The following is a 22,064-nucleotide window of genomic DNA, read 5'->3' on the forward strand; positions in this document are numbered from 1 at the left end:
ATGGCTGTCGCCGCTGCAGTCACAAATTTCATCGATCATCCTCCCGATCAGTCGCTGAAAACAGGACCACACAAAAATGCGCGCCCCCAAATCATCATCACCATTAAAAAGAGTCCGGCAACAGCCGCGTAAATTTTGTGCTGTTAATGTCGAATAGTGAATGATAACAAATTATAAGACAAAGGCATTCATCAAGATTGCGGTGAAGGTGTGCGGGTTTCCGCACGGTCAGGGTCAACCCTGTGTGAAGTCCCGCACATCATTCCAACCCATGAATATCAATATGTTAGGGCAAGCATCCCGCTCAGAGCCCGCGCAGCGCATAGGCGGGCGATCCGTTCCAGCGCAAGGACCAGCGGGCACCGGGTCGCACGTTCTGGATGATGCCCGGATCGAAAGCCACCAGGCAACGGCCCCCGGAATGGCGCACCGAGGGGTAGAGCAATCCGCGATGCCCGTCGCGGCGCAGGTCCATCGCCAGCGCCTGCCCGGCCGGATAACCGATCTCGGGATCCGCGGTCAGGGCGGGATGGGCCGGGGTGTCGGTCAGATCCGGGAAGTCGCCGATGAAATCGGCCAGCAGTTCCACGTAGTGGGCCTCATCTTCGAAAATGCCGATGTAGCTGAGTTCGCGGGTGCGATGAAACCCCACTTCTTCGGCCGAAGTCAGTACGTTGTAGCTGCAATACCAGGCCCCGCGGTCGCCATTGTTGAACCGGTTGCCCGTGGGCCGCGTGTAGGTGAACGCGGCGTTGATGTGGCTTTGGCCATAGAGTTTCAGGTCATGGGCACGGCGGGCAAAGACCAACTCGCGCCGATCCAGCGCCGGGCTGCCCTCGCGCTCGGCAATCAGGCGGGCGCTGGTTTCGCCTTCCAGATCGGCCAGAAGCGCGGCTTCCTCGTCGCTGTCGACGAGACCGCGCAGCACCGGAGGCTTGAAATGGGTTTCCGAGATCAGGCGTACCAGCGCCCGGTCATTGATGGAGGTGATCTTCACATGCCGCCCCGCAGGGCGTCCAAATAGCTGCGCACCCGCAGGATCTTGGGCAATCCGCCCCGGATCATCGCGTCCAGCGGGCGGCTGCCGTCGAATTCGGGACCAGTGTTGGCCAGTTTGACCCATTTGCCCGCAATCGGCGGATTGAAATACAGCTCCAGCGATTTGTAGAGCCCCACCAGCGCGCTGAGCCGCAGCATCTGGTCGCGTGTCAGCTCTCCGGCATAGCCGGGCTTGCGGGCGCGTTTCCATGTGGAGTCCGACATGTCGGCCAGTGCCGCAGCCTCGCGCCCGGTCAGCGACCAGGCGTCGGCAATGCGGCCGAAAGCTTTCAGCGCGACGGCTTGTCGGTCGGCGGTGGGGCGTTCACGAAATGCGTTTTCCATGGGATCACTCCTTGCACATAAGATAGGGTCATATGGGATGCTTGTCTAGGCCATATGACCCGTTCGGAGTGACGTCGCGTCCCGCAAGGGCCTGCGTAACTGTGCTGCCCCTTGCGAAAAACCCGTGCTAGGGTTTCACAAAGCTGAAAGGCGGGGCGTCGGAACCGGCGCACCCTGCGGAGGGGAGGACGAAGGTGACATCGACTTCGGTTGAAACGGCGCAGGCCCAGGGGGCAGCAGACGGCACGTTGCCCGTGACACAGGATCACGGCCGCTTTCCGCGCAATCCCGGCATGCCGCTGGATCTGGACGTGGTGGCCTCGGTGCGGGTCAACACCTCGGCGGTAGAGCGGCGCGCCGCCACGTTTGGCACCCGGCGCAGCGTCAAGAAGGATCATCAGGCGGCCTGGCTGCTGCGGGCGATCTCGTTGATGGATCTGACCACGCTCAGCGGCGATGACACCAAGGCGCGCGTGCGGCGGCTGTGCGCCAAGGCCCGCCATCCGCTGCGCGATGATCTGGTCGAAGCGCTGGGGATTGCCGATCTGAACCTGACCACCGGGGCAGTCTGCGTCTATCACGAGATGGTGGAAACCGCCGTCGCCGCGCTCGAGGGCAGCGGTATTCCGGTGGCCGCCGTGTCCACCGGCTTTCCCGAGGCGCTGTCGCCCTTCCATCTGCGGGTCAAGGAGATCGAGGAATCGGTCAGGGCCGGCGCGCAGGAGATCGATATCGTGATCTCGCGCCGCCATGTGCTGACCGGCGACTGGCAGGCGCTTTACGACGAGATGGCCACCTATCGCGACGCTTGCGGATCGGCCCACGTCAAGGCGATCCTGGCCACCGGGCAGTTGGGTTCGCTGCGCAATGTGGCGCGCGCCAGCCATGTCTGCATGATGGCGGGGGCCGATTTCATCAAGACCTCCACCGGCAAGGAGTCGGTCAATGCCACCCTGCCCGTCAGTCTGGTGATGGTGCGCGCGATCCGCGACTATCAGGCGATGACCGGCCAGATGATCGGCTTCAAACCCGCGGGCGGCATTTCGAAGGCCAAGGACGCGCTGGTCTACCTGTCGATGATGAAGGAAGAACTGGGGCGCGACTGGCTGGAACCAGACCTGTTCCGTTTCGGCGCCTCCAGCCTGCTGGGCGATATCGAACGCCAGTTGGAGCATCACGTCACCGGCCGCTATTCCGCCGCCTTCCGCCATGGCATCAGCTAGGACACTCCCATGACCATCGCAGAGATTTTCGAGACCATGGACTACGGCACAGCCCCCGAAAGCTCCGCCATGGCGCAGGCCTGGCTGGATCGACACGATCGCGCCTTCGGCCATTTCATTGACGGCGCCTTTACCAAGCCCGGCAAGGCGCGCTTCGACAGCCTGTCCCCGGCGACGGGTGCGCAACTGGCCAGCCTGACGGAGGCCACCCAGAAGGATGTGAACGCCGCCGTGGCTGCCGCCGCGCGGGCGCAGAAGGGCTGGGCCGACCTGGGCGGGCCGGGCCGTGCGCGGCACCTGTACGCGCTGGCGCGGCTGATCCAGAAACACGCGCGCCTCTTCGCGGTTCTGGAGAGCCTCGACAACGGCAAGCCCATTCGCGAAACCCGCGATGCGGACGTGCCCACGGCGGCGCGGCATTTCTATCATCACGCGGGCTGGGCCCAGCTGATGGAGACCGAATTGCCGGGGTATGACGCGGTGGGGGTCGCCGGTCAGATCATCCCGTGGAACTTCCCCTTCCTGATGCTGGCCTGGAAGATCGCCCCGGCGCTGGCCATGGGCAACACGGTTGTGCTGAAGCCCGCCGAATACACCTCGCTCACCGCGCTGCTGTTTGCCGAGATCTGCCTTGAGGCCGGTCTGCCCGCGGGCGTGGTCAATATCGTGACCGGCCACGGCGCGGTCGGGTCGATGATCGCCGGGCATGCGGATGTGGACAAGGTCGCCTTCACCGGCTCCACCGGGGTTGGACGGCTGTTGCGCGAACAGACCGCTGGCAGTGGCAAGAAGCTGACGCTGGAACTGGGCGGCAAGTCGCCGTTCATCGTCTTCGACGATGCCGATCTGGACAGCGCGGTCGAAGGCGTGGTCGATGCGATCTGGTTCAACCAGGGACAGGTTTGCTGCGCGGGCTCGCGCCTGCTGGTGCATGAGGCCGTGGCCGAACGGTTCCTGGACAAGCTGAAGCTGCGGATGGCCACGCTTCGGGTCGGCGATCCGCTGGACAAATCCGTGGATTTGGGCTGCATCGTCGATCCGGTGCAGCACGCGCGGATCACCCGAATGGTGGATCAGGGCGTCGCCGACGGCGCGGTTCTGTATCGGGCCGACACGCCCCTGCCCGACAGCGGCTGCTACTATCCGCCGACCCTGCTGACCGGGGTCGAGGCCGGATCGACCCTTGCCCAAGAGGAAATATTCGGCCCGGTGCTGGTCACCATGAGTTTCCGCACCCCCGAGGAAGCGGTGCAGCTGGCCAACAACTCCCGTTATGGTCTGGCCGCCAGCCTGTGGAGCGAGAACATCAACCTCGCCCTCGGCCTGGCACCGCAGATCAAGGCCGGGGTGGTCTGGATCAACTGCACAAACCAGTTCGACGCGGCGGCGGGCTTTGGCGGCTTCCGCGAAAGCGGCTTTGGCCGCGAAGGCGGGCGCGAGGGGCTGTATGAATATGTCAAACCGGCCTGGCAGAAGTCCCTGAAGGATGCGCCCGAGGCGAAACCCGCCAAGCTGGTTGAAACCGGCCTGGGCGGGCTCAGCGGTATCGACCGCACCGCCAAGATGTATATCGGCGGCAAACAGGCCCGGCCCGACAGCGGCTATGCGATGCCCGTGGTCTCGCCCAAGGGCCGGTTGATCGGCCAGGTCGGCCACGGCAACCGCAAGGACATCCGCAATGCGGTCGAAGCCGCAGCCGTGGCATTGGGGGGCTGGCAAAAGGCCTCGGGCCACCTGAGGGCGCAGATCCTGTATTACATCGCCGAGAACCTGTCGGCCCGCGCGGCGGAATTCGAAGGCCGCCTGCGCGAGATGACCGGCGCTTCGGCCAAGGCTGCGGCAACCGAGGTTCAGACCTCCATCGACCGGCTGTTCACGGCGGCCGCAAGGGCGGACAAATACGACGGTCAGGTGCATTCGGTGCCGCTGCGCGGCGCTGTTCTGGCGATGAAGGAACCGGTGGGCGTTCTGGGCATCGTCTGCCCCGCCGAGGCCCCGCTGCTGGCCTTCGTGTCGCTGGTGGCCCCGGCCATCGCCATGGGCAACACGGTGGTGGTGGTGCCTTCCGAGATTGCGCCGCTGGCCGCAACGGACCTCTATCAGGTGTTCGACACCTCGGATCTGCCCGGCGGCGTCGTCAACATCGTCACCGGCCACCGCGACGAGTTGAGCGGCACGCTGGCCGATCATTATGGCGTCGATGGCCTGTGGTATCACGGCAGCCGCGACGGCTCGGCCAGGGTTGAAAAAGCCTCGGCTGCCAACCTGAAACGGACCTGGGTCAACAACGGCAAGGCGCTGGACTGGCACAATCCGACCCAGGCTGCAGGCGACGCCCTGTTGCGCCACGCCACCGAGGTCAAGAACGTCTGGATCCCCTACGGCGAATAGACCGGCGCGCGGGCCGGGTCAGCCCGAATTCAGCGACAAATCCTCGTCCACGGCGGGGATCTGGGCGCGGTGTTCGCGCCGGGCGCGGGCCGCGGCCACGAGGGCTGCGAACAGCGCGCGCTGGCGGCGCAAGTAGAACAGATGCTCGGGGTGCCATTGCACGCCGATGGCAAACGGATCGCGGGTGGTTTCCACGGCTTGCACCATGCCGCCGTTGTCGCGCGCGCTGACCCGCAGGTCGCGGCCCAGATCCTTGACAGATTGGCTGTGCAGCGCGTTTACCGAGACTTCCGCGGTGGCCATGATCTGGCACAGGCGGGTGTCGTCCAGCACCCGCACCCGTTTGCGCGGCAGGATGGTGCGCAGCTTGCGGCTGTCGCGGAAGGTGCCATAGGCGTCCTGGTCCAGACTGCCGCCCAGGGCGACGTTCAGCATCTGCGCCCCGCGACAGATGCCGAGGATCGGCAGGTTCCGGGCGCGCGCGCTTTCGACGATCTCGCGCTCCAGCGCGTCACGGTAGGGATCCAGCCGCGCCGTTGTCACCAGCTCGCCCTTGTAGAGTTCGGGCGAAATGTCGTCACCACCACCAATGATGACGCCATCGACAGCATTCAGATCCACATCCTCCGAACGGCTCCAGCGCCGGGCGCGGCCCCCGGTCAGAAGGACATTCAGCGCCACCAGCGGGAATATCCGCCACCCCGAGCGGCGCGAGACCGAGACGCCGATTACCGGGCGAGACATGCGAATGCCTTTCGGTGCAACAGCGGCGCAATCATGTCCTCGGCTGCGCGGACGGGATCTGGTTCGTCGCGCACGGCCTTGGTCAGACGGGCCAGCAGATCGGGATCCTCCGCCACCGCATCGACCAGTTGCCACTTGGCCCATTCGGCGCCCAGCGACCAGTCCGGTTCGCTCAACCGGCACTCGGGCAGGCGAAAGTGATAGGTCGGGCGGGCACTGCCTTCCGAGGTGCCAAGGGCGGCGGTCACCGCGTCGGCATCGTGGTGGCGCAACAGCGGCAGCAGATCCAGCCCGTGATTGCGCGACGTGGTATGCGACAGATACAGGGTCAAAAGGTCGTCGGGTGTCAGATCCCCGGCGTCCGGCGCCAACAGGGCCTGAACCAGGGTTCCCGGCCAGGGATTGATGAAGGGCAGCACCCGGCGGGTGGCATCCAGATGCGACGCGGCCCGCAACCAGGGCTCCAGCGCCGCATAGGCCCGGGCGACGCGCACCACCGAGGCGTCAAAGGCGGTTTGCGGATTGAAATGCACACCATAGGCCGCCAACAGGCTGTCGCGGCTGCCCGCGGCGCCATGCTGGGCCAGCGTGTCCAGAACCTCGTCCAGCACCGCGATCTGAGGCTCGGTAAGCGGCGCGGTGATCAGCTCAACGGGGACCAGCGTGCGCGCAATGGCGCCGGCGGCATCGCCTGCTGCCGCGATCTCATGTTTCCAGACCGTGTCCAGCTCGACCGTGATCTTGCCCAGTTGGTCGGTGGCCAATTCGATCACATGATCTGTGCGTCCGGAGACCGTGCCACCGCATCGTTCAAGGATCAGTTCGGCGGCACGTTCTTCGGACAGGCCGCCGAATTCGACCTCGACCCCGATCCGGCGTTGGGCGTCAAGGGAGTCATCGTGTTGGTCCTGGTGTTGCATTCGGCTCATTGGCTGAATGATAGGGCCTTGTTGTAAAATTGCACCTCTGAAAGCCCCGATTTCCCCGCAAGGATGCCGCCACAAGCCCATGGCAGGTATCGCAAAAGCCGATTGGCGGTTGCGCCCCACGCGTCAACACGCCCTACTGAGGGGACGGGTTGGCCGGTAAAACAATCATAGCCGGATGCAAAAGATTCGTGTATCGGGCTGCCTACGTAAATCTACGTTAACGCTAACAACTGCCGTCTGTCGCGCGGCACAGGGTTCTGATCCAGTCATGAAAAACGCAATTCTCAAACGTCTCCGTTATTCGCTGGGCAAGGATGCCGACCATGCCTCGGTCTATGACTGGCGCATGGCGCTGTCGCTGGTGCTGCGCGATCACATGGTCGACACATGGTTCGACAGCACGCGGGCGGCCTATGGCACCTCGGCCAAGCGGGTCTATTACCTGTCGATGGAATTCCTGATCGGGCGGCTGATCGAGGACATGATCTCGAACCAGGGGCTGGAGACCGAAGCCCGCGACGCCATGAAGGCGCTGGGGCAGGATTTCGACACCATCGTCCACGATGAGCCCGACGCCGCACTTGGCAATGGCGGGCTGGGCCGTTTGGCGGCCTGTTTCATGGACTCGCTGGCAACGCTGGGCATTCCCGCCTACGGCTATGGCATCCGCTATGAACACGGGCTGTTCGAGCAGAGCTTCGTCGAAGGCGAGCAGATGGAAAAGCCCGAGACCTGGCTGTCGCAGCGCCACGCCTGGGAGTTCGAACGCCCCGAGGTGCAGTATCGCATCGGCTTTGGCGGCCATGTCAGCCACAACGACGGCCGCGCCACATGGCATCCCGGCGACTCGGTTCTGGCCACCGCGCACGACACGCCCATCGTTGGCTGGAAGGGCGTCTGGGGCAACACCCTGCGCCTGTGGGCCGCCGATCCTGTGCGCATGTTCGACCTGGCCAGCTTCAATCGGGGTGACTACATCGCGGCGGGCCGATCCGAGGCGCTGGCCCGGACCATCTCGCGCGTGCTCTATCCCGACGACACCACCGAAAGCGGCAAGGAGTTGCGGCTGAAGCAGGAGTACTTCTTCACTGCCGCCTCGATCATGGATCTGGTGCGCCGGTTCCTCAGCGATCACGACGATATCCGCGCCCTGCCCGATGCCGTCGCGATCCAGTTGAACGACACCCACCCCGCGATTGCCGGGCCGGAACTGGTCCGGCTGCTGGTGGACGAACATGGCCTGGACATGCCCGAGGCCATCGCGCTGGCGCGCCGCTGCCTGGCCTATACAAACCACACCCTGCTGCCCGAGGCGCTGGAGCGCTGGCACGAGGGTCTGCTGGGCCGCATCCTGCCGCGCCACCTGGAAATCATCCGCGCCATCGACGACAGCCATCAGGCCGAGCACCCCGGCAGCCCCCGCATCCTGGAGCACGGCGACGTGCGCATGGGCGAGCTGGCCTTCATCATGGCACACAAGGTCAACGGCGTCTCGGCGCTGCACACCGAACTGGTCAAGGAAACGGTCTTTGCCGACCTGCACCGCATCCATCCGACGCGGATCATCAACCAGACCAACGGCATCACGCCGCGACGCTGGCTGTACGGCTGCAACCCGGCCCTGCGCAACCTCATCAGCGAGGAACTGGGCGAAGGCTGGGTGTCGGATCTGGAGCAACTGTCGGCCCTGAAAGCCAAACGCGGCGATTCCGCCTTCATGGCCGATTTCCACGCTGCCAAGCGGCTGAACAAGGTGGCCCTGTCGAACTGGATCGGCCAGACCTGCGATGTGCAGATCGACCCCGATGCCATGTTCGACGTGCAGATCAAGCGCATCCACGAATACAAGCGCCAGTTGATGAACCTGCTGGAAACCATCGCCCTGTGGAACGAAATGCGCGACCATCCCGAAAAGGACTGGACCCCGCGTGTCAAGATCTTCGGCGGCAAGGCCGCGCCGGGCTATTTCATGGCCAAGGATATCATTCGCCTGATCAACGACACCGCCGCTGTCATCAATGCCGACCCGGTGACGCGGGACCGGCTGAAGATTGTCTTCCCGCCGAACTACAACGTCACCATGGCCGAACGCCTGATCCCCGCAGCTGACCTGTCCGAACAGATCTCGACCGCCGGGAAAGAAGCCTCGGGCACCGGCAATATGAAGTTCGCTCTGAACGGTGCGCTGACCATCGGCACGCTGGATGGCGCCAATGTCGAGATCCGTGAACATGTAGGCAGCGAGAACTTCTTCCTCTTCGGCCTGACCGCTGCCGAGGTGATGGAACGCCGTCAGCAGCATGGGTTCTCGCGCGCCGCGATCGAGGCCAGCCCGCGCCTGAGCCGGGTGTTGGGCCAGATCTTCGAGGGCCGCTTTTCGCCCCAGGATCCGCACCGCTATCACGGGCTGGTGGGCATGCTCTACGACCATGACCATTTCCTCGTGACCTGCGATTTCGACAGCTATTTCGATACGCAGCGCCGCGCCGATATTGCCTTCCAATCCCAACAGACCTGGGCCACCATGGCTTTGATGAACACCGCAAGCATGGGCTGGTTCTCGTCGGATCGCACGATCAAGGGTTATGCCCGCGACATCTGGAAGACCCAGCCCCACGGGGCGCTGCTGGAGAAGTCCGCATGAGTGAACCCCACACGCTGATCGACCCCGAAACCGCCACTGCGATCCTGGCCGGGCGCCATGGCGACCCGTTCTCGGTGCTGGGCCTGCATCCGCACGATGGCAAACTGGTCGTGCGGGCAATGCGCCCCGAGGCCGAAACGGTCGAGGTACTGGACGCCCGCACCGGGCGTCGGCTGGCCGCGCTGGATCCTCTGGGCGACGGGCTGTTCGCCGGGATCATTCCGCGCCGCAAGAACCCGTTCAAGTACTGCTTGCGGCTGACGCAGGGCGAAATCGTCTGGGAGGACCACGACGCCTATGCCTTCGGTCCCTACCTTGGCGATCTGGATGAATACCTGCTGGGCGAAGGCACCCATGGCGAGTTGTGGAAGGCGCTTGGCGCACATCCCTGCACCCATGACGGGATCGACGGCACGCATTTCGCGGTCTGGGCGCCCAATGCTGCGCGGGTTTCCGTGGTCGGGGATTTCAACGGCTGGGACGGACGGCGGCATGTGATGCGGCGGCGCGGGGCCACCGGTGTGCATGAGATCTTTGTACCCGGCATCGGCGACGGCGCGGTCTACAAGTACGAATTGCTGGACGGGGCCTTCAATCTGTTGCCACTGAAGGCGGACCCGGTTGGCTTCGGCGCCGAATTGCCCCCGGCAACGGCCTCGGTGGTGCGCGATCTGCGCGGCTACGACTGGGCCGATGGCGGCTGGCTGCAAGAGCGGGGCGCAAGGCAGAAGGTGGACCAGCCGATCTCGGTCTACGAGGTGCATCTGGAAAGCTGGCGCCGCGTGCCCGAAGAGGACAACCGGTCCCTCACCTATCGCGAACTGGCCGAGACGCTGGTGCCCTACGCCAAGGACATGGGCTTTACCCATATCGAGCTGACACCGATCAGCGAATATCCCTTCGGCGGTTCATGGGGCTATCAGCCGGTGGGGCTGTTCGCGCCGACCTCGCGCTTTGGCACGCCCACCGATTTCCGTGCTTTCGTGGAAGCCTGCCACGCGGCGGGGCTGGGCCTGATCATCGACTGGGTGCCGGGCCACTTCCCCACCGACATGCACGGGTTGGGTCGGTTCGACGGCACCGCGCTGTACGAGCACGCGGATCCCAAGGAAGGCTATCATCCGGACTGGAACACGCTGGTCTACAACTATGGCCGCACCGAGGTTCAGAACTTCCTGATCGCCAATGCGCGCTTCTGGTTTGAAGAGTTCCATATCGACGGGCTGCGCGTCGATGCGGTGGCCTCGATGCTCTACCGCGACTATTCGCGGAAAGAGGGCGAATGGGTGCCCAATGAACACGGCGGGCGCGAGAACCTGGAAGCCATCGCCTTCCTGCAGCGCATGAACGTCGCCGTTTACGGCGCCGACGACAGCATCATGACTGCGGCCGAGGAATCCACGGCGTTTCCCGGCGTCAGCGCGCCCACCGATGCGGGCGGCCTGGGCTTCGGGTTCAAGTGGAACATGGGCTGGATGAACGACACTCTGCGCTACATGTCCGAAGATCCGATCAATCGGAAATACCACCACGACAAGATGACCTTCGGGCTGCACTATGCCTTCTCGGAGAACTTCATCCTGCCGCTCAGCCATGACGAGGTGGTGCACGGCAAGGGCTCGCTTCTGGCCCGGATGCCGGGCGACGACTGGCAGCGGTTCGCCAACCTGCGCGCCTATTTCGGGTTCATGTGGGGACATCCCGGCAAGAAGCTTCTGTTCATGGGGTGCGAGTTTGCCCAAGCGCAGGAATGGAACAACGAATCCAGCCTCGACTGGCATCTTCTGGATCATGCCCCGCATGCCGGGATGCAGCGGCTGGTTGGCGATCTGAACCGGCTGTATGCCGCGACACCGGCGCTGCACCAGCGCGACAGCTCGCCCGACGGCTTCCAGTGGATCGACGGCGGCGACGCGGCCAATTCGATCTTCTCGTGGGTGCGCATGGGCGCGCCGGGCAGCGCCCCGGTGCTGGTGGTGGTCAACATGACCCCGGTGCCCCGTCCGGGCTATCGCATCGGCGTGCCCCAGGCCGGGGTGTGGCGGGAACGGCTGAACACCGATGCCGCGACCTACGGCGGCAGCGACACCGTTCATCCGGAAGATCTCGCCAGTTCTGACGCGCCCGCCCATGGCTGTGCCCAGTCCATCGAGATCACCGTGCCACCATTGGCAGCCGTCTTTTTCGAACGGGTCGCCGAATGAGCGGCCACAAACAGATACTTTCGCGGGAGGAAACCATGAGAGACGACAGATTTGGGCTGGCCCAGCAGACCATGGCCTATGTTCTGGCAGGCGGTCGCGGCAGTCGCTTGAAGGAAATGACCGATATCCGCGCCAAGCCGGCCGTCTATTTCGGCGGCAAGACCCGGATCATCGACTTTGCGCTGTCCAACGCCGTCAATTCGGGCATTCGCCGGATCGGTGTGGCCACGCAATACAAGGCGCACAGCCTGATCCGTCACATGCAGCGTGGCTGGAGCTTCTTCCGCGCCGAGCGCAACGAGAGCCTGGACATCCTGCCGGCTTCGCAGCAGCTGGACGAGGAAAACTGGTACAAGGGCACCGCCGACGCGGTGACGCAGAACCTCAGCATCATCGAAGGCTATGGGCCGAAGTACCTGCTGGTTCTGGCCGGGGACCATATCTACAAGCAGGACTATTCCTTCATGATCGAGCAGCACGTCCGCTCGGGTGCCAAGGTCACGGTCGGCTGCATCGCAGTCCCGCGCGAGGAGGCCAAGGGCTTTGGCGTGATGGCGGTGGATGCCAGTGACAAGATCCTGGAGTTCGTCGAAAAGCCCGCCGATCCCCCGGCCATGCCCGGCGATCCGACCCGCGCTCTGGCCAGCATGGGGATCTATGTGTTCGAGACCGAATTCCTGGCCCGGATCCTGCGCGAAGATGCGAAAAACCCCGACAGCAGCCATGACTTCGGGTCGGACATCATCCCGGCCATCGTGGCCGAAGGCGGCGCCTATGCGCATCCCTTCAGCCGTTCCAGCGTCATGTCGGGTCTGGAAACCGAACCCTACTGGCGCGACGTGGGCACCATCGACGCCTATTGGCAGGCCAACATCGACCTGACCGATTTCAAGCCGGCGCTGGACATCTTCGCCACCGACTGGCCGATCTGGACCTATTCCGAACTGGTGCCACCCGCCAAGTTCATCCACAACGAGGAAGGCCGCCGCGGGCAGGCGGTGTCGTCGATGGTGGCCGGGGGCTGCATCATTTCGGGCTCGTCGCTGGATCGCTGCCTGCTGTTCACCGGCGTGAAGACCCATTCGTTTGCGCAACTGGAAGGCGTCGTCGCCCTGCCCTATGTCGAAGTCGGACGCCGGGCCAAACTGAAGAACGTGGTCATCGATCGCGGCGTGAAAATTCCCGACGATCTGGTGGTTGGCGAGGATCCGGACCTTGACGCCAAGCGCTTCCGGCGGTCAGAAGGCGGCATCTGCCTGATCACGCAGGACATGATCGACAAACTGGATGGCTGACATGCAGGTCTTGATGGTGGCGTCTGAATGCGCCCCTTTTGCAAAAACCGGGGGGCTGGCCGATGTGGTCGGCGCCCTGCCCGCAGCTTTGGCCCCTCTGGGGATCGAAGCGCGGGTTCTGATGCCCGCCTATCCGGCGCTGTTCCCGCTGCTGCCCGAGGGCGAGGAAGTGGCGCGGTTTGACAATCTGCCTGGTGGCGCCGGGCGCGTGGTGCGCGTCACCTCGCGCGGGGTGCCGCTGCTGCTGCTGGACATGCCGCAGCTGTTCGACCGTCCCGCAGGGCTTTACATTGACGAGAATGGCACCGACTGGGCCGACAATCCCATCCGCTTCGGTGCCCTGTCGCGGGCCGCGGCCTGGATCTGTGCCGGCGCCATCGAAGGCTATACCCCCGATGTGCTGCATGCCCATGATTGGCAGGCCGCTCTGGCCCCGGTCTATCTGAAGATGGACGGGCACGATCAGCCGCCCTCGGTCCTGACCATTCACAACATCGCTTTCCAGGGCCTGTGCGGGCCGGAAGCCCTTGGGCCCCTGGGTCTGAAAGGCGACTGGTTCCATCCCGAGGCGCTGGAATACTACGGCCAGATCGGGTTCCTGAAGTCCGGGCTGGTATTTTCCGATCGCATCACCACAGTCAGTCCGACCTACGCGCGCGAGATCCTGACGCCGGAATTCGGCATGGGGCTGGAAGGCGTGCTGCAAAACCGTGGCGCGGCGTTGAGCGGGTTGCTCAACGGCATCGACACCGAGGCCTGGGATCCCGCCGCCGATGCGGCCCTGCCCCGACCGTTCGAGGCGCGCAGCCTCAAGCGCAAGGCCGAGAACCGGGCCGCCGTCTGCACCCGCATGGGTCTGGACCCTGACGTCAACGGGCCGCTGTTCTGCGTCATCAGCCGCCTGACCGGCCAGAAAGGGCTGGATGCGCTGCTGGAAGCGGTGCCGCATCTGGTCAACCGGGGCGCACAACTGGCGGTTCTGGGCACCGGCGCGCCGGAACTGGAACGTGGATTCGTGCAGGCTGCCGAGGCCTTTCCGGGCCGCGTCGGCACCGTCATCGGCTATGACGAGACGCTGGCCCACCTGTTGCAAGGCGGCAGCGACGCCATCCTGATCCCCTCGCGGTTCGAACCCTGCGGCCTGACCCAGCTTTACGGGCTGCGCTATGGCACGCTGCCGGTCGTGGCCCGAACCGGCGGTTTGGCCGACACGGTGATCGACGCCAATGCCGCCGCCCTGACCGCCAAGGCCGCTACCGGCTTCGTTTTCGACGAGGTCAGCGCCGAGGGCATCGCGCAGGTCATCGACCGGGTGGTCGAGGTCTATTCCGAGCCGCGGGTCTGGCAGACGATGCAACGCGCAGCGATGAAACAGCCAGTCGGCTGGGAACGGTCGGCACGTGGATACGCCGACCTCTATGCGTCGCTGGCCCCATGAACTGTCACACCGCTGTGGATGCCCTGTTTGAACCCGGACGACCGACCCGCCTGGGCGCGCATTTCGACGGGGGTGGCACCAATTTCGCGGTGTTCTCGCAACATGCGACACAGGTCTACCTGTGCCTCTTTTCGCCCGATGGAAAGCGCGAGGAACGGCGGCTGCCGCTGCCCGAACGCACCGGTGATATCTGGCATGGCTACCTGCCCGGCCTGCGGCCCGGCACGCTGTATGGCTACCGGGCAGACGGACCCTACGCGCCGGACCATGGGCATCGGTTCAACCTTCACAAGCTGCTTCTGGATCCCTACACGCGCGAGTTGCGGGGCGGGTTTACCAACCATCCCACCACCTACGGCTACAGGACCGACGCGGCAGAGGCTGACCTGATCATCAACCCCTGCGATAGCGCTGCCCATGTGCCCAAAAGCGTCGTGTCGAACCCCGATCAGTTCCGGCCCGATGCCCAGAACCTGCAACGGCCCTGGGAAGAAACCCAGATCTACGAGGCGCACGTCAAGGGCACCACGATCCGGCATCCCGGCATTCACCCCTCGCTGCGCGGCACCTTCGAAGGGATGGCCGCGCCCGCCATGCTCGATCACCTGACCCGGCTTGGCGTCACGGCGGTGGAACTGTTGCCGGTGCAGGCCCTGAAATCCGAAGGCGGCTTGGCGCAGCGCGGGTTGGTCAACTACTGGGGCTACAACACCATTGGCTTCTTCGCCCCCGAACCGCGCTATTTCGGGCCGATGGGCGTGCAGGGCTTCCGCGCCATGGTCAGCCGGTTCCATTCTGCCGGGATCGAGGTGATCCTTGACGTGGTCTACAACCACACCGCCGAGGGCGATCATCTTGGTCAAACCCTGTGCTTTCGCGGGCTGGACAATGCCGCCTACTACCGGCTGCAGGACGGCGATCCGCGCCACTATGTGAACGACACCGGCTGTGGCAACACGCTGGATGTCAGCCATCCCTTCGTGCTGCGCATGGTGATGGACAGCCTGCGGTTCTGGGTCGAGGTCATGGGCGTCGACGGCTTCCGCTTCGATCTGGCCACCACGTTGGGGCGCGAAGCGCATGGTTTCGATCCGAACGGCGGATTTCTGGATGCCCTGCGTCAGGATCCGGTGCTGGCCGGGGTCAAGCTGATTGCCGAACCGTGGGACATTGGTCCGGGTGGTTATCAACTGGGCCAGTTCCCGCCCGAATTTGCCGAATGGAACGACACCGGGCGCGACACTTATCGCCGGTTCTGGCGCGGTGATCAGGAAAGCGCGCAGGCGCTTGGCTCGGCGCTGCTGGGCTCGTCTTCCGTGTTCGAACGGCCCGGACGCCGGACCTGGGCCGCGATCAACTATGCGGCGTCGCACGATGGTTATACCCTTGCCGATCTGACCTGCTATGAGCGCCGCCACAATCACGCCAATGGCGAGAACAACCGCGACGGGCACAAGGCGAATTTCAGCGAGAATTTCGGCGTCGAGGGCGCCACCGACGATCCTGTCATCACGGCAAGCCGACAGCAGAGACAGCGCAACCTGCTGGCCACCGTCTTTCTGTCCCAAGGCACCCCGATGCTGCTGGCGGGCGACGAAGGCGGGCAGTCGCAACAGGGCAACAACAACGCCTATTGCCAGGACAACGAGACCAGCTGGATCGACTGGGAGGCGCTGGATCCGGACATGATCGCCTTCACCGCCGCGTTGACGCGGTTCCGTCACGACCATCCGGTGCTGCGGCAAAGCCAGTATCTGCACGGCGCCGCGCGTGCCTCGGACGGGCAACGCGATGTCGAATGGCGCGACTTTGACGGCAGCACGCTGGACTGGCACGACCCGGACCTGTCCGGCCTGTGCCTGCATCTGCGCGGCTGCGCCGAATGCCTCAAGGGCGATGCCCTGCGCGACGAGGTCCTGATCGCCATCAACCGCAGTTCCGAAGATCGGGTTCTGGACCTGCCCAACCCCGGTGCGCGGGTCTGGACCCGCGCCATTGACACGAACAGGGCGCACCAGGGCAGCAAGCGCGAAACCGCACGCGAGACCACGCTGAAGGCGCACACTCTGGTCGCCTTCTGCCTGACCGGGGATGAGGCATGAGCCGCTCTGCCGATGATGCGCTGAGCGATCTGGCGCGCCAGCATGGCGTTCACACGGCCTATCACGATCTGTCCGGCCAGCGGCATCCGGCCTCGCCCGACACCCTGCGTGCCCTGCTGCGTGCCCTGGGAGTTGCCGCCGGATCGGATGCGGAGGTCGACGAGGCCCTGGCCGAGGCACGCAGCGACAGCCCCCTGCCCGACGAAATCATCCTGACCGCGAACAGCCCGTGGCAGGGCCCGGTCGAAACCGCTTTCGACTGGGTGTTGCTGGCCGAGGATGGCACCCAGGTCGCCGAGGGCCGGGCCGAGGGCACCCTGTATCTGCCGGCACTGGCGATGGGCTATTACCTGTTGCAGGGGCCCGCCGCATCCGCGCCAACCCGCGTGCTTGCACGCCCCGTCATGGCCCCCGACGTGCCCTCCCGCACCGGGCAGCAGCGCAGCTGGGGCATGACCGGGGCGCTTTACGGGCTGCGCAGTGCCGACAACGGCGGTTTGGGCAGCTATGCCGATCTGGCGCGGGCGGCAACGGCGCTGGGGCAGCAGGGCGCGCAGTTCTTCGGGATCAACCCGGTGCATGCGCTGGGGTGGAGTGTCGAGGACATCATCAGCCCCTATTCGCCCACCCACCGGGGGTATTTCAACACCGATCACCTGGCCTTGCCGGGTCTGGGTCCGACCCCTGCCGAGGGACTGATCGATCATGCCGCCTTCCGCGCCCGCCACAAGCCCGCGCTGGAAGCCGCCTTTGCCCGCCAGAAAGACAGCGCCGCCTTTCAAGCCTGGCTGTCTGCGGCAGACGACGATCTGACGACCTTTGCGCAATTCGAGGCGCTTGGCGAAACCCACGGCCATGATTTTCGCGACTGGCCCGAGGCGCTGCGCACGCCGGGCCTGGCCGCCGCCAAGGCCGCCGGCGCGCGCGCCGAGTTCCACGCCTGGCTGCAATGGCAGGCCGAAACCCAGATTGCGGCCGCGCAGGCCAGCGCCCGGACTGCGGGGATGTCGCTGGGGCTGTATCTGGATCTGGCCGTTGGCCCGCGCCCCGACGGGGCGGAGGTCTGGATGAACACCGCCACTATCGCGCGCGGCGTCACCATTGGCGCCCCGCCCGATCAGCTCAGCCCCGAGGGTCAGTCCTGGGCGCTGGCCGCCCATGCCCCCGGACCGCTGGCAGCGGCCTTCTATGGGCCGTTCCGAAAGATGCTGGCGCGCCTGATGCGGCATTGCGGCCTGCTGCGCATCGATCATGCGCTGGGGCTGGCGCGCAGTTTCTGGCTGCCCGACGACGGCAGCCCCGGTGGCTATGTCACCATGCCATTCCAATCGCTGCTGGCGGTGATCGCCATCGAGTCCACCCGCGCGGGCTGTGTCGTCATCGGCGAGGATCTGGGACTGGTGCCCGAGGGCTTCCGCGCCACCATGAATGACGCCGGACTTTACAGCTATGCGGTCTGGCAGTTCGAAACCCGCCACGACGGCACCATCCTGCCCGCCAGCGCCATGCCGACCCGAAGCCTTGCCTGTTTCGGCACCCATGACACGCCGACCATCGCCGGGTTCTGGCACGGCGCCGACATCGAATGGTGGCACCGCGTCGGCTGGATATCCGAAGGTGAGCGCCTTGACCGTCACGGCTTTCGTGCGCGTCAGCGCCACAGCCTGCGCGCCGACCGGGATTTGCCGCCAAACGCATCGACGGGCCATATTCTGGACGCCATCCACGCCGGTCTGGCCGAGGCACCCTCGGCGCTGGTCTCGGTGCAACTGGATGACGCCCTTGGCGTCACGCAAGCCCAGAACCTGCCCGGCACCATCAACGAACATCCCAACTGGCGGCGGCGTCTGCCCGTCCCGGTCGAGGACTTTTCGCGGACCGCATCCCTGCGTCATGTCACCGACGTGATGCAAAACCATCGTCCCCCCCTGCCTGCCTCACGTGAGAAAGACATCGCCTCATGACCAAAGTGACCCAGCCCTGCACCCCGTTCGAAGGCCAGAAACCCGGCACCTCGGGCCTGCGCAAGAAAACCCGCGTCTTCATGCAGCCCGGATTTGTCGAGTGTTTCGTGCAGTCGACCTTCAACGCCATCGGCGGCGTAACGGGCAAGACCCTCGTGGTCGGCGGCGACGGGCGCTATTTCAACGCCGAGGCGATCCAGATCATCCTGCGCATGGCGGCGGCCAATGGCGCGAAGCGGGCCATCGTCGGTCAGGGCGGGCTGCTGTCGACACCGGCGGCGTCGAACCTGATCCGCCAGCGCAAGGCAGACGGTGGGCTGATCCTGTCGGCCAGCCACAATCCCGGCGGGATCGACGCGGATTTCGGCCTGAAATACAACATCGCGAACGGCGGCCCGGCGCCCGAGGGCGTCACCGATGCCATCTTCGAGCAGACCAAGACGATATCCGAGTACCACACGCTGGACACCGACGATCTGGACCTGAACCAGATCGGGGATACCGCGCTGGGGGGCATGGCGGTCGAGATCGTCGATCCGGTGACCGACTATGCCGATCTGATGCAAACGCTGTTCGACTTCGACGCCATCCGCGCCCTGTTTGCGGGCGGCTTCACCCTGCGGTTCGACGCCATGCACGCGGTGACCGGCCCCTATGCCACGGCGATCCTTGAAGGCCTTCTGGGCGCGCCGGACGGCACCGTGATGAACGCAGTGCCTTCGGTGGATTTCGGCAAGGGGCATCCCGACCCGAACCCGATCTGGGCCAAGCCGCTGGTCGATCTGGTGATGGGCGACGATGGCCCGGATTTCGCCGCGGCCTCGGATGGCGACGGCGACCGCAACATGATCCTCGGGCGCGGCATCTATGTGACGCCCTCTGACAGTCTGGCCGTGCTGGCTGCCAATGCGCATCTGGCGCCGGGCTATGCGGGCGGGCTGGCCGGGGTGGCACGATCGATGCCCACCAGCCGCGCCGCCGACCGCGTGGCCGAGGCCAAGGGGCTGGGCTGCTATGAAACGCCCACGGGCTGGAAGTTCTTCGGCAACCTTCTGGACGCGGGCAAGGTGACCCTGTGCGGCGAGGAAAGCGCCGGTACCGGCAGCGATCATGTGCGCGAGAAAGACGGGCTGTGGGCGGTGCTGCTGTGGCTGAATATCCTGGCGGCGCGGAAGGTCTCGGTGCAGGAGATCCTGGCCGATCACTGGCAGACCTATGGCCGCAACTATTATTCCCGCCACGACTATGAGGCCATCGCCACCGACAAGGCCAATGCTCTGATGGCGAGGCTGACTGAGCGGATGGACGGCCTGCCCGGCGCTGCCGTTGGCGGGCTGACCATCGCCGGGGCTGACCAGTTTTCCTATACCGATCCGGTGGACGGATCGGTCAGCCGCAACCAGGGACTGCGCATCCATTTCGAAGGCGGCGGGCGCGCGGTGCTGCGGCTGTCGGGCACCGGCACCGAGGGCGCCACGCTGCGGGTCTATCTGGAACGCTATGAACCCACCGGGGGCGACTTGTTCCTCGACACCCAGGACGCGCTGAACGGGATCATCGCTGCCACCCGCGCCCTGTGCCAACTGACCGAAACCACCGGGCGTACCGAGCCCGACGTGATGACCTGATCACCGCAGATCGCCCCCGGCCGGTCAGCGCCGGGGGGCGGTCGGCTGCAAGGGCACCGGGCGCTGTTCCTCCATCGCTTCCATGGCGAAGAACGAGGTGACGGTTTCCAATTCGATCCCAGCAATCAGGCGGCGATAGCAGCCGTCATAGCTGGCCATGTCGCGGGTGACGATCTTCAGCAGATAGTCGTATTCACCACCGATCCGGTAGAAATCCACCACGTCGTCCAGTGCGGCGACGTGCTTGCGGAATGTTTCCAGCCATTGCACGGAATGATGGCGGGTGCGGATCATCACGAATACCACCAGCCCTGCCCCTACCGCATCGCGGTTCAGCAGCACCGTGTAGCCGCGAATGGCCCCCTTTGTATCCAGCACCTTCAACCGCCGCCAGCAGGCGTTTTGCGACAGGCCGACCTTGTCGCTGAGCGCCCGTTGCGACTGTGAGGAGTCTTTTTGCAGTTCTGCCAGTATTCGGCAGTCGATGTGATCTAGCGAAATCATGATATGTCTATCATATGATAGAAATTGGGCCGTAGTATAGCAAAATCATGTGATGATTTCGCGGGGACAATGGGTCAGAACTGGTCCGGACAGACCGTCCGACCTTTCTTCTCTGGATAACCATGCAACCACTGGAACAATTCCGCGAAACCCTCTCGGCCCCCGATCTGGTGGAGCGCCTGCGCGCGGGCCTGATCGGCAGCAATGCCACCATCCCCGGCCCCTATGGCGCGCGGCCGCTGGTCTATGCGGATTACGTCGCCTCGGGCCGTGCCCTGACCCAGGTCGAGGATTTCATCCGCGACGCGGTCCTGCCCTATTACGCCAACAGCCATACCGAGGCCTCGTATTGCGGGGCTTTCTGCACTCGGCTGCGCAATGCCGCAAGGGCCGAGATCGCCCGCATCGTCGGCGCGCCGGAAGGCCACAGTGTTGTGTTCACCGGCGCGGGCGCGACGGCGGGTCTGAACCGGCTGGTGGGCCTGCTGGATATTCCCGCGCTGGTCGCGGGCGGAGGCCGGGTGGTGATCCTGATTGGCCCCTACGAGCATCATTCCAACCTGCTGCCGTGGCGCGAAAGCGGCGCCGAATGCATCGAGATCCCCGAAGCCGCGCAGGGCGGCCCGGACATGGCGGTGCTGGAACAGGCGCTGGTCGCGGCACGGGGCGCGGATCTGATCGTCGGGGCCTTTTCAGCGGCTTCCAATGTGACCGGCATCCTGACCGACACCGATGCGGTGACGCGATTGCTGAAGGCGCATGGGGCGCTGTCGATCTGGGACTATGCCTGCGGCGCGCCCTATATCGACATGCAGATGCAGGCGGGCGGCGATTGTGCCAAGGATGCCATCGTGTTCTCGGCGCACAAGTTTCCGGGCGGTCCCGGTGCCTCGGGTGTGCTGGTGGTGCGCGATGCCATCGCCCGGCGCCGAACCCCGACCCTGCCCGGCGGCGGCACCGTGTCCTTCGTATCGCCGTGGTCGCATGTCTATTCCGAAAGCCTGACGCACCGCGAAGAAGCCGGCACCCCGAACGTGGTCGGCGACATCCGTGCCGCCCTTGTGCTGATGGTGAAGGAAGCTTTGGGCCAGGACTGGCTGGACCAGCGGCAGGCCGAGCTGCGGGCCCGTGCGCTGGCGGTCTGGAGTGCCAATCCGCGCCTCCAGATTCTGGGCAATGCCAATGCGCCGGCAATCCCGATCTTTTCGTTCCGCATTCGCGATGGCGCGGGCGGCCATTTGCATCACCAATGGTTTACCCGCCTGCTCAGCGACCTGCACGGCATACAGGCGCGCGGCGGCTGTGCCTGTGCGGGTTCCTATGCCCACCGCCTGCTGAATCTCGACAAGGCGGCCTCGGATGCGACGTTGGCGGCACTGGAAACCGGGCAGGAAGCCGAGAAGCCCGGCTGGGTCCGGCTTAATCTTTCAGCCCTGCTGACCGATGAGAAGGCAGATTTCATCATCGACAGTGTCGACAACCTTGCTCAGGTTGCGGCATGTTACCTTGATGAGTACGAGGGCGACGCGAGTACCGCCCGTTTCGCCCACCGCAGCTTGCGCCCGTCCGGTCAGCCAGAACCGCCGTCCGAGGGGCGCAAGGAGAGAGCCTAGAT

15 protein-coding genes are annotated in these 22,064 nt (G+C 65.0%); 10 read left to right on the plus strand and 5 right to left on the minus strand.

Translation table 11 applies throughout. The features are described from left to right. Window positions 1-304: 304 nt before the first annotated feature. Both H8B03_RS14775 and H8B03_RS14780 read right to left on the minus strand, forming a co-directional pair. On the minus strand, window positions 305-997 hold the full coding sequence (locus H8B03_RS14775) for an RES family NAD+ phosphorylase (RefSeq protein ID WP_193142657.1): 693 nt from the start codon (window positions 995-997) through the stop codon (window positions 305-307). Then, window positions 994-1,383 (minus strand): antitoxin Xre-like helix-turn-helix domain-containing protein, encoded by a 390-nt coding sequence (locus H8B03_RS14780; RefSeq protein WP_193142658.1) that lies wholly within the window; start codon window positions 1,381-1,383, stop codon window positions 994-996. Before H8B03_RS14780 ends, H8B03_RS14775 begins: the two co-directional genes overlap by 4 nt. Before the next feature lie 248 nt (window positions 1,384-1,631). Between H8B03_RS14780 and deoC the strand changes: the two genes are divergently transcribed. Continuing rightward, on the plus strand, window positions 1,632-2,606 hold the full coding sequence (deoC, locus tag H8B03_RS14785) for a deoxyribose-phosphate aldolase (RefSeq protein WP_226925988.1): 975 nt from the start codon (window positions 1,632-1,634) through the stop codon (window positions 2,604-2,606). Between the two features lie 9 nt (window positions 2,607-2,615). After that, window positions 2,616-4,997 carry an aldehyde dehydrogenase family protein gene (locus tag H8B03_RS14790; RefSeq protein WP_193142659.1) on the plus strand — a complete coding sequence of 794 codons (2,382 nt, stop codon included), beginning with the start codon at window positions 2,616-2,618 and terminating at the stop codon, window positions 4,995-4,997. Between the two features lie 18 nt (window positions 4,998-5,015). On the opposite strand, the gene H8B03_RS14795 is transcribed toward H8B03_RS14790, so the two are convergent. After that, window positions 5,016-5,741, minus strand: coding sequence for a gamma-glutamyl-gamma-aminobutyrate hydrolase family protein (locus H8B03_RS14795; protein WP_193142660.1), 726 nt, complete (start codon window positions 5,739-5,741; stop codon window positions 5,016-5,018). Beyond that, window positions 5,726-6,661 (minus strand): amidoligase family protein, encoded by a 936-nt coding sequence (locus H8B03_RS14800; protein ID WP_193142661.1) that lies wholly within the window; start codon window positions 6,659-6,661, stop codon window positions 5,726-5,728. The genes H8B03_RS14795 and H8B03_RS14800 overlap by 16 nt, the downstream gene beginning before the upstream one ends. A gap of 277 nt (window positions 6,662-6,938) precedes the next feature. Between H8B03_RS14800 and H8B03_RS14805 the strand changes: the two genes are divergently transcribed. From H8B03_RS14805 to H8B03_RS14835, 7 genes are read left to right on the plus strand one after another with little or no spacing between them, the layout of a single operon-like run. Further along, window positions 6,939-9,314 carry a glycogen/starch/alpha-glucan phosphorylase gene (locus tag H8B03_RS14805; RefSeq protein ID WP_193142662.1) on the plus strand — a complete coding sequence of 792 codons (2,376 nt, stop codon included), beginning with the start codon at window positions 6,939-6,941 and terminating at the stop codon, window positions 9,312-9,314. Beyond that, the gene (gene glgB, locus H8B03_RS14810) at window positions 9,311-11,518 is read left to right on the plus strand and encodes a 1,4-alpha-glucan branching protein GlgB (RefSeq protein WP_193142663.1); all 2,208 of its coding nucleotides are present in this window, start codon (window positions 9,311-9,313) and stop codon (window positions 11,516-11,518) included. The genes H8B03_RS14805 and glgB overlap by 4 nt, the downstream gene beginning before the upstream one ends. A gap of 35 nt (window positions 11,519-11,553) precedes the next feature. After that, on the plus strand, window positions 11,554-12,813 hold the full coding sequence (glgC, locus tag H8B03_RS14815) for a glucose-1-phosphate adenylyltransferase (protein ID WP_193142664.1): 1,260 nt from the start codon (window positions 11,554-11,556) through the stop codon (window positions 12,811-12,813). 1 nt (window position 12,814) lies between these two features. Beyond that, window positions 12,815-14,251 (plus strand): glycogen synthase GlgA, encoded by a 1,437-nt coding sequence (glgA, locus tag H8B03_RS14820; protein WP_193142665.1) that lies wholly within the window; start codon window positions 12,815-12,817, stop codon window positions 14,249-14,251. Further along, on the plus strand, window positions 14,248-16,353 hold the full coding sequence (gene glgX / locus H8B03_RS14825; protein WP_193142666.1) for a glycogen debranching protein GlgX: 2,106 nt from the start codon (window positions 14,248-14,250) through the stop codon (window positions 16,351-16,353). The genes glgA and glgX overlap by 4 nt, the downstream gene beginning before the upstream one ends. Then, the gene (gene malQ, locus H8B03_RS14830; protein WP_193142667.1) at window positions 16,350-18,317 is read left to right on the plus strand and encodes a 4-alpha-glucanotransferase; all 1,968 of its coding nucleotides are present in this window, start codon (window positions 16,350-16,352) and stop codon (window positions 18,315-18,317) included. The genes glgX and malQ overlap by 4 nt, the downstream gene beginning before the upstream one ends. Further along, entirely contained in the window at window positions 18,314-19,945 is a 1,632-nt protein-coding gene (locus H8B03_RS14835; protein WP_193142668.1) for an alpha-D-glucose phosphate-specific phosphoglucomutase, read from the plus strand. Before malQ ends, H8B03_RS14835 begins: the two co-directional genes overlap by 4 nt. 24 nt (window positions 19,946-19,969) lie before the next feature. Here H8B03_RS14835 and H8B03_RS14840 read toward each other — a convergent pair whose 3' ends face one another. Beyond that, entirely contained in the window at window positions 19,970-20,449 is a 480-nt protein-coding gene (locus H8B03_RS14840) for an Lrp/AsnC family transcriptional regulator (RefSeq protein ID WP_226925973.1), read from the minus strand. A 122-nt stretch (window positions 20,450-20,571) separates the two neighbouring features. Here H8B03_RS14840 and H8B03_RS14845 point away from each other — a divergent pair, with 122 nt between their 5' ends. Further along, window positions 20,572-22,062 carry an aminotransferase class V-fold PLP-dependent enzyme gene (locus H8B03_RS14845; RefSeq protein WP_193142669.1) on the plus strand — a complete coding sequence of 497 codons (1,491 nt, stop codon included), beginning with the start codon at window positions 20,572-20,574 and terminating at the stop codon, window positions 22,060-22,062. Window positions 22,063-22,064: the final 2 nt, after the last annotated feature.

The sequence above is a fragment of the Meridianimarinicoccus sp. MJW13 genome, assembly GCF_014901205.1.
In the GTDB taxonomy this organism is placed as follows: domain Bacteria; phylum Pseudomonadota; class Alphaproteobacteria; order Rhodobacterales; family Rhodobacteraceae; genus Meridianimarinicoccus.

Coding starts and splice junctions, on each gene's coding strand:
- glgC (WP_193142664.1), top strand. CDS start 11,554: ATGAGAGACGACAGATTTGGGCTGGCCCAGCAGACCATGGCCTATGTT.
- H8B03_RS14840 (WP_226925973.1), bottom strand. CDS start 20,449: ATGATTTCGCTAGATCACATCGACTGCCGAATACTGGCAGAACTGCAA.
- malQ (WP_193142667.1), top strand. CDS start 16,350: ATGAGCCGCTCTGCCGATGATGCGCTGAGCGATCTGGCGCGCCAGCAT.
- H8B03_RS14835 (WP_193142668.1), top strand. CDS start 18,314: ATGACCAAAGTGACCCAGCCCTGCACCCCGTTCGAAGGCCAGAAACCC.
- glgB (WP_193142663.1), top strand. CDS start 9,311: ATGAGTGAACCCCACACGCTGATCGACCCCGAAACCGCCACTGCGATC.
- H8B03_RS14780 (WP_193142658.1), bottom strand. CDS start 1,383: ATGGAAAACGCATTTCGTGAACGCCCCACCGCCGACCGACAAGCCGTC.
- glgX (WP_193142666.1), top strand. CDS start 14,248: ATGAACTGTCACACCGCTGTGGATGCCCTGTTTGAACCCGGACGACCG.
- H8B03_RS14790 (WP_193142659.1), top strand. CDS start 2,616: ATGACCATCGCAGAGATTTTCGAGACCATGGACTACGGCACAGCCCCC.
- H8B03_RS14805 (WP_193142662.1), top strand. CDS start 6,939: ATGAAAAACGCAATTCTCAAACGTCTCCGTTATTCGCTGGGCAAGGAT.
- H8B03_RS14800 (WP_193142661.1), bottom strand. CDS start 6,661: ATGCAACACCAGGACCAACACGATGACTCCCTTGACGCCCAACGCCGG.
- H8B03_RS14795 (WP_193142660.1), bottom strand. CDS start 5,741: ATGTCTCGCCCGGTAATCGGCGTCTCGGTCTCGCGCCGCTCGGGGTGG.
- glgA (WP_193142665.1), top strand. CDS start 12,815: ATGCAGGTCTTGATGGTGGCGTCTGAATGCGCCCCTTTTGCAAAAACC.
- H8B03_RS14845 (WP_193142669.1), top strand. CDS start 20,572: ATGCAACCACTGGAACAATTCCGCGAAACCCTCTCGGCCCCCGATCTG.